The 12198-nt window shown below is 69.1% G+C and carries 12 protein-coding genes; all 12 read left to right on the top strand.

Annotated features, from left to right (window positions below; translation table 11 throughout):
• Positions 1–8 precede the first annotated feature (8 nt).
• The 12 genes from ADBZ6K_RS08985 to ADBZ6K_RS08930 all read left to right on the top strand — a co-directional run bounded on the left by ADBZ6K_RS08985 (position 9) and on the right by ADBZ6K_RS08930 (position 12195).
• On the top strand, positions 9–596 hold the full coding sequence (locus ADBZ6K_RS08985) for a TetR/AcrR family transcriptional regulator (protein WP_526345636.1): 588 nt from the start codon (positions 9–11) through the stop codon (positions 594–596).
• Positions 597–785: 189 nt separating this feature from the next.
• Positions 786–1307 carry an MSMEG_0572/Sll0783 family nitrogen starvation response protein gene (locus ADBZ6K_RS08980; protein WP_526345634.1) on the top strand — a complete coding sequence of 174 codons (522 nt, stop codon included), beginning with the start codon at positions 786–788 and terminating at the stop codon, positions 1305–1307.
• A 46-nt stretch (positions 1308–1353) separates the two neighbouring features.
• The gene (locus ADBZ6K_RS08975; RefSeq protein WP_526345632.1) at positions 1354–2253 is read left to right on the top strand and encodes a carbon-nitrogen hydrolase family protein; all 900 of its coding nucleotides are present in this window, start codon (positions 1354–1356) and stop codon (positions 2251–2253) included.
• The gene (locus tag ADBZ6K_RS08970) at positions 2246–2542 is read left to right on the top strand and encodes an MSMEG_0570 family nitrogen starvation response protein (protein ID WP_526345630.1); all 297 of its coding nucleotides are present in this window, start codon (positions 2246–2248) and stop codon (positions 2540–2542) included. Before ADBZ6K_RS08975 ends, ADBZ6K_RS08970 begins: the two co-directional genes overlap by 8 nt.
• The gene (locus ADBZ6K_RS08965; protein WP_526345628.1) at positions 2539–3810 is read left to right on the top strand and encodes an MSMEG_0569 family flavin-dependent oxidoreductase; all 1272 of its coding nucleotides are present in this window, start codon (positions 2539–2541) and stop codon (positions 3808–3810) included. The genes ADBZ6K_RS08970 and ADBZ6K_RS08965 overlap by 4 nt, the downstream gene beginning before the upstream one ends.
• Before the next feature lie 8 nt (positions 3811–3818).
• On the top strand, positions 3819–5270 hold the full coding sequence (locus tag ADBZ6K_RS08960; protein WP_526345626.1) for an AMP-binding protein: 1452 nt from the start codon (positions 3819–3821) through the stop codon (positions 5268–5270).
• Entirely contained in the window at positions 5267–6334 is a 1068-nt protein-coding gene (locus tag ADBZ6K_RS08955) for an MSMEG_0568 family radical SAM protein (RefSeq protein WP_526345624.1), read from the top strand. Before ADBZ6K_RS08960 ends, ADBZ6K_RS08955 begins: the two co-directional genes overlap by 4 nt.
• 5 nt (positions 6335–6339) lie before the next feature.
• Positions 6340–7776 carry an MSMEG_0567/sll0787 family protein gene (locus tag ADBZ6K_RS08950; protein WP_526345622.1) on the top strand — a complete coding sequence of 479 codons (1437 nt, stop codon included), beginning with the start codon at positions 6340–6342 and terminating at the stop codon, positions 7774–7776.
• A 16-nt stretch (positions 7777–7792) separates the two neighbouring features.
• Positions 7793–8623 (top strand): carbon-nitrogen hydrolase family protein, encoded by an 831-nt coding sequence (locus tag ADBZ6K_RS08945; protein ID WP_526345867.1) that lies wholly within the window; start codon positions 7793–7795, stop codon positions 8621–8623.
• Position 8624: 1 nt separating this feature from the next.
• Entirely contained in the window at positions 8625–9800 is a 1176-nt protein-coding gene (locus tag ADBZ6K_RS08940) for an MSMEG_0565 family glycosyltransferase (RefSeq protein ID WP_526345620.1), read from the top strand.
• Between the two features lie 57 nt (positions 9801–9857).
• Complete coding sequence (locus ADBZ6K_RS08935; protein ID WP_526345618.1) at positions 9858–10598, top strand: hypothetical protein; 741 nt, start codon at positions 9858–9860, stop codon at positions 10596–10598.
• A 31-nt stretch (positions 10599–10629) separates the two neighbouring features.
• Positions 10630–12195, top strand: a complete 1566-nt coding sequence (locus tag ADBZ6K_RS08930) for an HD domain-containing phosphohydrolase (RefSeq protein WP_526345616.1) — start codon at positions 10630–10632, stop codon at positions 12193–12195.
• Positions 12196–12198: the final 3 nt, after the last annotated feature.

Below are 12198 nucleotides of genomic sequence, written 5' to 3'. Positions count from 1 at the left end.
GGTCACCGGTGCCGAGGGCGAAGCAACGCACGCCCGAGCTGCGCGACCGGCTGCTTCACGTCGCGATCACCACCCTGTCCGAGGAGGGCTTCGCGCGCTTCACCACCCGGCGCGTGGCCGAGCGTGCAGGCACATCGGTCCCCGCCGTATACGAGTTGTTCGACGACAAGGCCGGGCTGCTCCGGGCCGTCTTCTTCCAGGGATTCCGGATGCTCGGCGACGACCTGGCCAACGTTTCGCCCACCGGCGATCCGCTGGTCGACCTGGAACGTCTCGTTCCGGTGTTCCGCCGGTTCTGCCTCTCGTCCCCGAAACTGGCCCAGGTGATGTTCTCCCGCCCCTTCGCCGACTTCGAGCCCGGGCCGGACGAGCTCGCCGCTGGGGCGGCCGTGCGTGAGGTGTTCATCGGCCGGATCCAACACTGCATCGATCGCGGCCAACTGACCGGCGATCCCACCGACATCGCGCACGTATTGCTCGCGCTGGTACAGGGTTTGGCGGTACAGGAAGCGGGCCGCTTCCTGGGAACCTGCGCGGACGTCGTCGATCAGCGCTGGCAAGTGGGTGTGCGCGCGCTGCTCGCCGGACTGCGCTGAGCGCCGCCCGCTTCAATCTCCCCTATTACGGTTCCGTTTCGCGCGTGAGCGACGGGTAACTCATTTGTATTCCAGCGCTAACCACTGGGCAACACGCGCGGCCTGTAATCGAAGCAGCCGAAAATCCAACTCGGCCCGCGGGCACCATCGCCACGCGAACCGCATGAGCCATGAAATAGGGAGAGCCCCATGACTTTTGACGACTCGATCGCCGAGAACATCAAGACCTCGCTCGCCGAGATCCCGCATCCCTCGTTGCCAAAGGGATCGAACATTTACGGCGGCACCAAGATCTTCCCCGACTACCAGGCCGAGAACGGCGAGAGCTACTTCACGCTCGTTCACGGCATCGCCCACGAATCCTCGGTGGCCTTCGTCGCCGTGCTGCAGGCCACCCGGGCACTGCGCAAGGGCTTCGAATCCGCGATCTATTTCTACGGGCCCGGCGCCATCAACTGCCTTGCCACCCGCGGTTTCCCGAAGACCGGCGACTCCGGTTTCCCCGGTGAGCAGAACATCAACGACGCGCTGGCGACCTTCATCTCCGAAGGCGGAACGGTGTTCTGCTGCCGGTTCGGCCTGGCCCTGCACGGGGCCAGGGAAGAGGACCTGATCGAGGGAGTGATCCCCGCCCATCCGCTCGACGTCCAGGATGCCCTTATCCACTATGCGCGCAAGGGCGCGATCATCAACTCCACCTACATGGTCTAGCCGGCCTGGCTTCCGGCAGACCTGTTCTGACACTTGAGGATTGAGAATGACAACAATCGCCGCGGTCTCGGCCAACTTCACCAGGGACCTCGAACAGAACTACGCACTGATCGCCTCGCTGACCGAAGAGGCGCGCGCAAAGGGCGTTGATTTCATGGCCCTGCCGGAAGCCGCCATCGGCGGATATCTGTCCTCGTTGGGCAATCACGGCGACACCGTGAAGAATACGAAGAAATCACTGCCGCCGGCGATCAGGCTCGACGGCCCGGAGATCGCCAAGGTACAGGAGATCATCGGTGACTTGGTGATCGCCGTCGGATTCTGCGAGCTGGCCGACGACGGGGAGACGCGCTACAACACGGCGGCGGTGCTCGACGGCAGCCAGATCTACGGCACCTACCGCAAGGTGCATCAGCCGCTCGGCGAGGGGATGTCGTACTCGGCGGGGTCGTCCTACGGGGTGTTCGACACTCCCGTCGGCCGGGTGGGCCTGCAGATCTGCTATGACAAGGCGTTCCCGGAGGCGGCCCGCATCATGGCGCTGAACGGGGCGCAGATCATCGCAAGCCTGTCGGCATGGCCCGCTGCGCGCACCGCCGCCGCGGAGAATCTTCAGGACGACCGGTGGACCTACCGCTTCAATCTGTTCGACATGGCACGGGCCCTGGACAACCAGGTGTTCTGGGTCGCGTCCAACCAGAGCGGCACCTTCGGCTCGCTGCGCTACGTCGGCAACGCAAAGGTCGTCGATCCAGGCGGAAATATCTTGGCGACAACACTTCTCGGCAGCGGGATGGCCGTCGCCGAGGTCGACCTGGACGACACCTTCCGCGCCATGCGGGCCGGCATGTTCCACCTGCGCGACCGCAGGCCCGACGTCTACGGCCCGCTGACCGACGCCGACTCGGTCGAGACCGCAAAATGGCGGGATCTGGCTCATGCCTGAGATGACCTTCCACGTGCGCTGGCCCGATGGGGTCGAGCAGCGTTGCTACTCACCAAGTCTGGTGATGCACGACCACCTCAGCGCCGGGACCAGCTACACCGTCGCCGACTTCGTCGAACGATCCACCCGCGCGCTGTCCGAGGCCAGCGAGCGCGTCCGCGCCAAGTACGGGTTCGCCTGCACATCGGCCGCCGAAACCACAGAGCGGATCACCGACGCCGCCAACAGATATCCCTCGAACGCGCTGATCGAGATCACCGCGATGCACCCCGAATTGGACCGATCATGAGCACACACATCCCGGTCGCCATCATCGGCGGCGGACAGGCGGGCCATTCGGTCAGCTGGTATCTGAGCAAGGCCGGTATCGACCACGTCGTGCTGGAAGCCCGGACGCCGGTGCACGCCTGGGCCGACAGCCGGTGGGATAACTTCACGCTGGTCACCCCGAACTGGCATTGCCAATTGCCCGGGTACTCCTACGACGGTCCCGACCCGGACGGGTTCATGACCCGCGACGAGGTGGTCGAGTGGCTGTCGGGCTGGCTTGACACCTTCGACGCACCCGTTCGCACCCACACCAGGGTGACCCGGCTGCGCCCCGCCCGCGATGGCGGCTTCGAACTGACCCTGCGCACACCGGCCGGGGAGGAGAACCTGACCTGCGACCACGCCGTCGTCGCCACAGGAGGCTACCCGCTTCCCGTGCTGCCACCCTGGGCCGCGTCGCTGGATTCCTCGGTCGCCCAAGTCCATTCGGAGCAGTACCGCAACGCCGACCAGTTGCCCGAAGGTGCGGTACTGGTGGTCGGCAGCGGCCAGTCCGGCGCCCAGATCGCCGAAGATCTGCACCTCGCCGGGCGACAGGTGCACCTGGCGGTCGGTAACGCGCCGCGCGTCGCACGGTTCTACCGCGGCCGCGACTGCATGACCTGGCTGTCAGATATGGGCCTCTACGAGAAGGCGGCAGCCGAATACCCGGGCGGCAAGGCCGCCATCGAGAAGACCAACCATTACGTCACCGGGCGGGACGGCGGGCGGGACGTGGATCTGCGCCAGTTCGCGTCGGAGGGTATGCGGCTCTACGGCACGCTCGCCGACGGCAAGGACGCCACCCTGCGGTTCGAGCCGACCCTGACGGCGGCGCTGGACTTCGCCGATTCGGTCTACAACTCGATCTGCGCCGACATCGACGCGTACATCGACCGCGAGGGCGTCACCGCGCCCCCGGCGTCGCGGTATGCCCCCGTGTGGGCACCCGACGCCGACCCCACCTCGCTGGACCTGGCCGCCGAGGGCGTCACCAGCATCATCTGGGCGATCGGGTACCGGCCGGACTACCGCTGGATCGAAGCCAGCGCCTTCGACGGCGGTGGACGGCCCATGCAGAACCGGGGTATCACGGGTGTCGCCGGGCTGAGCTTCGTCGGGCTGCCGTGGATGCACACCTGGGGCTCGGGTCGGTTCCTCGGCATCGACCGCGACGCGCGCCATATCGCCGCGACGATCATCAGCAGCTACCACGATTCGGTACTGCGACTGGCAGTCGGGCACTAGGACCGGATATGACCGGGCAGCAATCGTTTTCGCGGGTGATCGGCTCGCGGGCGGCAGACACCCCCGATGAGGTCGTCGTCGTCGCCGACCACGAGGAACGGTCGATGACCGCGCGGGAACTCGATACGCGCAGCAACGCGCTCGCCCGGGAGTATCTGGCTCGAGGCGTGCACCGCGACGACCTCGTCGCGGTGTCACTGCCCAACGGCATCGAGTTCGTCGCCGCTTGTGCGGCGATCTGGAAGGCCGGCGCGACTCCGATGCCGCTGTCACCGGCAATGGCCGGCGTCGAACGGGCCGCCCTCGAACGGCTGGCCCGTCCGGCCCTGGCAATCGGCGACCGCCCGGCCGAGCCGTCCATCCCCTGGCTGCCTTCGGGATTCGAACCGCAGGCACCCGGCGCCGAGCTTCCCGACACGTGGGCCGCGAGTTGGAAGGCACCCGCGTCGTCGGGCAGCACGGGCGTACCGAAGATCGTCACCGCCATTGCCCCCGCGCTGATCGACCCGCGCCGGCCGGTGGCGCCGTTCCTGCCGCAGCGGGCGGTTCAGCTGGTGACCGCACCGCTGTGGCATTCGGCGTCGTTCACCTACGCGTTCCGCGGTCTGCTCACCGGGCACCGCCTGGTGCTCACCGATGGGTTCGACGAGCACCGGTTCGCAGGCCTGGTTGCGCACCACGAGGTGACCTGGACACTGTTGTCGCCCAGCAGTATTCGCCGGCTGCTCGGGATGCCGGAGCTGCCGCGGGTGGATTCGCTGGCGTCGGTGCTGCACCTGGGTGCGCCGTGCTCGGTGGCCGACAAACGTGCCTTGATCGACTGGCTGGGCGCAGAGCGGGTGGTCGAGGTGTACGCGGGCAGCGAATCCAACGGGCTGACGATGATCACCGGGACGGAATCGCTGGCCAAGCCCGGCAGTGTCGGGAAACCCATCGGAGACACCGAGATCCGTATCCTGCGGCCGGATGGTTTGGACGCCGACCGCAACGAGGTCGGCCAGATCTGGATGCGCCGCGGGCAGCGGCCGGCCTACCGCTACCTCGGGGCCATCAGCCGGCGCACCGACGACGGCTGGGACACCCTCGGCGACGTCGGCCTCCTGGACGAGGACGGCTACCTCACCGTCGTGGACCGCGCCGATGACGTGATCGTCACGGCTGGGCACACCGTCTATCCGTCGCGGGTCGAACACGCGCTGGAGGCGCACCCGGACGTCCGCGGCGCGGTTGTCTACGGCTGCGCCTGCGGTGAGGTCGCCGCCGTCATCGACATCGGCACGAGCTCAACAGACGCCGCCGCGGTGCGCGCGCTGGCCGCCACGTTGCTGCCGGCCACCGACCTTCCATCCCGCATCGAGACCACGCGCAGCCCGCTGCGCAACCAAGCCGGAAAGGTTCGCCGCAGCACCTTCCGATCCGCCTGTGACAACGCGAGAACGGCAGAGGAGCACTGCGCATGAACGTGACACCATCAGTTTCCACCCGCGTAGACCTTGCCCTGCTTGGCTTTCGGGGGCGTCCGCCGCTGTCCCGCACCGCGGGCGCGGGGCCGAGCGCCGACGGCCATCTGGTCATCGACGGGTTCGACGCGGCCATCCCGCGTAACCCGTTGAGCCCGTTCGAATTCGATGGCGACCGAGTGCTCTACGACGGGCACGACACCGGTCTGGACGTCGAGGTGATCAACCGGCCGAAGTTCTACGACCTGACGACGGCCGAGGGCGTGCCCTACGAGAAACTCGCCCGGCTGCACGGGCGCAGCGTGCTGGCGACAACCGTGGTGCAGACCTGTGTGCGCTACGCAGAGGATCAGCGCTGCCGGTTCTGCTCGATCGAGGAGTCGCTGCGCTCGGGTGCCACCACCGCGGTGAAACGCCCGGCAGAACTCGCCGAGGTGGCGGCGGCCGCGGTGCGCCTCGACGGGGTGACCCAGATGGTGATGACCACCGGTACCTCGGCCGGGACGGACCGCGGCGGGCGGCATCTCGCCCGGTGTGTGCGTGCCGTCAAGGCCGCCGTACCCGTGCTTCCGATTCAGGTCCAATGTGAGCCGCCCGCCGATCTGGCGGTGCTCACCGACCTGCGCGAGGCGGGTGCCGATGCGATCGGTATCCACGTCGAGTCGCTCGACGACGAGGTCCGCCGCCGGTGGATGCCCGGTAAGGCCACCGTGCCGATGGCGCATTACCGGGCGGCGTGGGCGGAGGCCGTTCGGGTGTTCGGCCGAAACCAGGTGTCGACCTATCTGTTGGTCGGACTGGGTGAGGATCCCGACGAACTGGTCACGGGCGCAGCAGAATTGATCGAGATGGGGGTATATCCGTTCGTCGTCCCGTTCCGGCCCCACCCCGGGACGCTGGCCGTCGAGGTCGACTTTGCGGCGGCACCGGATGCGGCGATCGTCGAGAAGGTGTCCCGGGAGGTGGCGATCCGGTTGCGACTTGCGGGTATGGCGGGCACCGACCAGAAGGCCGGCTGCGCGGCGTGCGGAGCGTGCGGCGTCCTGCAGAACCTGGGCGGGTGACGGCGATGCACAGAGCTGACACGATGCGCGCGGGCGAGCTGTCGATCCTGGCGGGTGGCCGGACCCACACGCGGCCCGCGGCGCCATTCCTCATCCACCCCGCGCAGACCGCAGACGAGCACCGGCAGTACCGGCGGCTGCGTCGGGAGGCCTTCGTCGTCGACCAGGGCCTGTTCCCCGACGGTGACCGGGACGACCTCGACGACGATCCGCGCACCGTCGTGCTCGTCGCCGTCGCCGCCGACGGCACCGTCCTCGGCGGGGTGCGGCTGGCGCCGTGCACCACGCCCGACATCGGCTGGTGGACCGGCAGCCGGCTGGTCGCAGACCCCGCAACGCGGATTCGCGGGATCGGGCCCGCTCTGATCCGCGCCGCCTGCGCACATGCCGAGTCCGCAGGGGTGCTGCGCTTCGAGGCGACGGTGCAGAAGCGCTACCAGGCCATGTTCACCGCGCTGGGCTGGGACGAGTTGGGTACCCGCGACGTCGCGGGCAGGCCGCACACGCTGATGGGCTGGCCGCTGGACCAGATTCAGCGGGTCGCGCAGGCCACCAAGTCCTTCCTCGGTGACACGCTGCACCCGCTGCTGGCGGTGCAAGGCGGGCTGGGACCGGCAGGCTTCGTCGGCGACGACGGCGTGCCGCTGCCCGGCAGCGACATCATCGTGGCGTGTGATGCAATCATCCCGTCCATGGTCGAACGCGATCCGGAGTGGGCGGGGTGGTGCTCGGTGCTGGTCAACATGAACGACCTGACCGCCATGGGGGCGTCCGCGATCGGAGTGCTGGACGCGGTCGGCGCGCCGTCACGCTCGCTGCTGACCCGCATCGTGCGCGGCGTCGCCCGGGCGTCGCAGGCGTGGAACGTCCCGGTGCTGGGCGGTCACACACAGCTCGGGGTGCCCGCCGCACTGTCGGTCACGGCCCTCGGACGCGCCGCCCGCCCGGTGCCCGGCGCCGCCGCCGTGGGTGACCGGGTCCGGCTCACCACCGATGTCAGCGGTGGATGGCGACCCGGCTACCACGACAGGCAGTGGGACTCCACCAGCGGCCGCAGCACCGACGAGCTGACCCGGATGGCGGGCCTGGTCGCCCGGATGCGGCCCCGCGCCGCCAAGGACGTCAGTATGGCAGGCGTGGTCGGAACGCTCGGCATGATGGCCGAAGCGAGCGGCACCGGCGCCGAACTCGACGTGGCCCGCGTTCCCCGGCCCGACGGCGCGGACATGGGTGCGTGGCTGACCTGTTTCCCGGGCTTCGGGATGCTCACCGCCGACCCCGACCCCGACGACACCGACGCTCACCCCGCGGCCCTGCCCCACGGCGTGGTCAGCGACGTCTGCGGCCGCCTGACTGCGCAACCCGGCGTGCGGCTGCGCTGGCCCGACGGTGCGGTGACGCACGCGCTCAGACCCCATGTCACCGGTCTCGGGAGGGCATGAGTTGGCGCCGATCAGCATGGCCGCGGTCGCGGCGCACTTCGGCAGGGACCTGGACCGGGGTGTCAGCAAAGTCGTCGGGATCATCGAGGCCGCCGCCCGGGAGGGTGTGCGGCTCTTGGTCTTTCCCGACGCCTGCCTCGGCGGCTACATCGGCGATCTACGGTCGCCGGACCCCGAGGATCCGCCGCCCGCGCTGGATCCCGACGGCCCCGAGATCGGTGCGGTCATCACCGCGGCCGGGCCGATGACGGTATGCGTCGGCTACGCCGAAGCCGCCGCCAGCGGCGGCCGGTACAACTCGGCGATCTGCGTATCGGGGGACGGGGTGCTCGGCACGCATCGCAAGGTGCACCAACCCGCCGGGGAGAGCCTGACCTACCTGGCGGGCAACTCGTTCACCGCATTCGACACCCCAGTCGGCCGCGTCGGAATGCTCATCGACTACGACAAGACGTTCCCCGAATCCGCCCGCGCGCTGGCGCTGGACGGCGCACAGATCATCGCGGCGTTGTCGGCGTGGCCCGCCAGCGTCACCGACCGCGCGTCGCGGCTGCCCGCCGACCGGCAGTCCCGGCTGTTCGACCTGTACGACTGCGCCCGCGCCGCGGAGAACCAGGTGGTGGTGGTGTCGTCGAACCAGACCGGCATCATGGGCTCACTCCGGTTCCTCGGCCAGGCAAAGGTGGTGGGACCCGGCGGAGAGATCCTGGCAACCACCCGATCCAAGGGCGGCCTGGCCAAGGTCGACATTGACGTCGACGCCGAGATCGCCCGAGCCAGAAGGGTTCTCAACCACCTGGCCGAACTCCGGCTGGAGGCCTATCACACCCACGCGACGGGACGTTGACGTGCGTATCGCGCTGCTCACCTACTCGACCAAACCCCGCGGCGGTGTGGTGCACACGCTGAATCTGGCTGAAGCGCTTACGGACTGCGGCGCCGACGTCACGGTCTGGTCGCTCGCGCGGCACGGCGACCGCGGCTTCTTCCGGGCGGTGGACCCGCGGGTCGCGGTGCGCCTTGTGGACTTCCCGGACCGGCCCGAGGAGTCGGTCACTGACCGCATCGTGCGGTCGATCGACATGCTGCGCCGCCATTTCACGCCGGCGGCCTACGACATCGTGCACGCCCAGGACTGCATCAGCGCCAACGCCGTCGGTACCTGCATCCGCACCATTCACCATCTCGACCAGTTCACCACCCCGATCCTGGTGGATTGTCACGAAAAGGCGGTCGTCGAACCGTACGCGCGGATCTGTGTGTCGGCGGCCGTGGCCGCCGAGGTGACCGCGGGCTGGGGCCTGCATCCCGCCGTCATCCCCAACGGGGTTCGCGCCGAACGCTTCATCGCCGCATCCTCGGATTCCGCTGCCGCCGCGCGCAAGCGCTGGCACGACCAGCTGGGCCGGTATGTACTCGCCGTAGGCGGAATCGAGCCGCGCAAGGGCACCATCGACCTCGTCGAGGCGTATCAGGTCTTCCGGCAACAGGTTCCGGACGTCAACCTGGTGATCGCCGGGGGCGAAACGCTTTTCGACTATCGCGACTACCGGGCCGAGTTCGAGCGCCGATGCGAGCGGCTCGATGTCGCGCCGGTGATCCTCGGCGCGATCGAGGACGACGAGCTGCCCAGCCTGGTGGCCGCCGCCGACGTATTCGGCTTCCCGTCGACCAAGGAGGGGTTCGGGCTGGCCGCGATGGAGGCGCTGGCCGCGGGCAGGCCCGTCGTCGCACGCGACCTTCCGGTGCTGCGGGAGGTCTTCGGCGAAACCGTGCGCTATGCGTCGGATCCGGAAGGACTCGCCGCCGCGATGGTTTCCGCTGTCGGAGACGGCAATCGGACTTCCGCTGTCGGAGACGGCAATCAGACTCCCGCTGTCGGAGACGGCAATCAGACTCCAGCTGTCGGAGACAGCAACCGCCGGGTGGACGCGGGCAGGGCACTCGCGTCGTCGATGACGTGGGAGGCCGCGGCCCGTGCGCACCTGGCGTTCTACGCGGCGCATCCGCAGCCGCCGCGCTGACTGAAATGGGGCAAATGCCCCATGCACGCCGCGTCACCGCCCACGCAGGATTACCCCATGACCACTACCACCACACCCCAAGCGGCCGCGGCCGCCACCATCCAGTCGGCACTTCCCTCAGGAGACGACGAGCGAGTCGTCGGATTCGGCGTCATGGGCCTGCCTTTCGCCAGCGGGCACTACCTCGCGTACCGCGACTTCCCGGCGAGTTCGTTCGCACCCGCCTACCGGTCGGTGTGGCACCGCGATCCCGCCGGTGTGTGGACGTTCTACGCAACCACCCCCGGCCCGCAGAGCTGCTCGCGGTACTTCAGCTCGGCCACCCCGATCGCACCGGTCCGGTGCGACATCCAGATCAGCTGGCCGACCCCCTGGTCGCTGCGGATCGGTATCGACGGGCTGCTCGACTGGCACCTCGACATCGCCTGCACCGGTGCGACACGGCTGATGACTGCCGTCGGCACGCGGCTACCCGCGGTGGCGTGGAACAGCCGCGCCACGCTGTCGATGATGAGCCGGGTCGTCGGACCCGTCCTGGGCCTGGGAAGGATGCAGCTGACCGGCCAATTGCCCAACGGGCAGGGCTACCGCGTCGCACCCAAACGGGTGTGGGCCGTGGCCCGCTCGACGGCAGTGCTGTGGGGAGAGGACCTCGGACCCGTCGGGCCGCTGGCCACCCAGGCGCAGCTTCAGGACTTCCGGCTGCCGCAGCGCGGCATCTGCGTGGTCGGGCACGGCCGCTTCGACACCTTCGTCCCCGGCAAGCACCGTGCCGATCATCTCGAGCCATCGCGCTGACTCGGCCGGTCGCACGGCGCAGAATCGGAACGTGACGTCCCAGTCGACCCCGGCGGCGCTACCGACCCGCGCGGAGATCCTCGCCGCGCTGTCGGTGGCCGTCGACCTCGGGCTGGGGCAGCCCGCCGAGCACATGCTGCGATCGGCGTTGATCGCGACACGGCTCGCCGAACGGATGGGGTTGCCCCAGGCCCAGCGCGACTGCGTCTACTACGCGACGCTGATCATGTGGATCGGCTGTCACGCGGATTCCCACGAGTACGCGCGGTGGTTCGGCGACGACATCGCGGTGCGCCGCGAGTCCTACCTCGTCGACTGGTCGGGGTTGCCGTATCAGCGCTTCCTGCTGACCAACGTGCGGCACGGCGAATCGCTGCTGCAGCGGCTGAAGGCGATGACCACCCTGTATGCCAATGCGCGAGGCCATATCTCGCAGCTCATCCATTCGCACTGCACGTCGGCCGCGCTGCTGGCCGAACGGCTCGGCCTGGCCGACGATGTGCGCACGGCGCTGCGGTTCACGTTCGAACGCTTCGACGGCGGCGGACTGCCCGCAGGCGCGAGGGGCGACGCCATCCCGATCGAGACCCGGATCGCCCAGCTGGCCGACATGGTCGAGGTCCATCAGCGGGTCTATGGCGTCGAGGGCGCGGTGGCGATGGCGCGCGGCCGGCGCGGCGGCCAGTTCGACCCCGCCGTGGTCGACGCGTTCGCCGCCGACGCCGCGACGATCCTTGCGGTGCCCTCGGCGGGTGACGTGTGGGGGGCTGCCCTGCAGCAGGCGCCCGACCGGCACACCACATTGGACGCCGCCGAACTGGACGACCTGCTCGTCGCGCTCGGCGACTTCGTCGACCTGAAATGCCCATTCACGCTCGGTCACTCACGTGCCACCGCGCAGCTGGCCGCCGACGCCGCCGCCTGCGCCGGGCTGGACGCCGACGCGGTCACGCTGACCCGCAGGGCAGCGCACATCCACGACATCGGCCGCATCGGAGTGTCCAACCAGGTGTGGTCCAAGCCGTCAGCGCTGAGCATGGCCGAGTTCGAGCGGATGCGGCTGCACCCCTACCTGACCGAACGCATCCTGCAGCAGGTCGACGTGCTCCGACCGGTCGCGGCCGTCGCCGCCAATCATCATGAGTGTCTTGACGGTTCGGGTTATCCGCGTGGGGTCTCCGCACGCGGGCTGGCCATGCCTGACCGGCTGCTGGCGGCCGCGGTCAGCTATCGGTCGGCGCTGGAACCGCGGCCCTATCGCGAGGCGATGACACCATCCGCGGCGGCACGCCGGTTGCGCGAGAGGGTCAGGGCCGACAAGGTCGATCCCGTGGCCGCGGACGCGGTGCTACAGGCGGCTGGCCAGCCGTCGGGGGCGCCCACCGCGCGGCCGGGCGGGCTGACCGCACGCGAGATCGAGGTGCTGTGCCTCGTCGCGAGGGGCGCGACCAACAAGGAGATCGCCACCAGGCTGGTGATCAGCGAGAAGACCGCGCGCAACCACGTCGAGCGGACATACGCCAAGATCGGTGTCTCCAACCGGATCGGCGCGAGCATGTACGCCCTGGAGCGGGGACTGCTGAGCCCCGGGGGCTGACGC

It is taken from the genome of Mycobacterium sp., assembly GCF_044223235.1.
GTDB lineage: Bacteria > Actinomycetota > Actinomycetes > Mycobacteriales > Mycobacteriaceae > Mycobacterium.
This window is presented reverse-complemented; position numbering and strand designations above follow the sequence as displayed.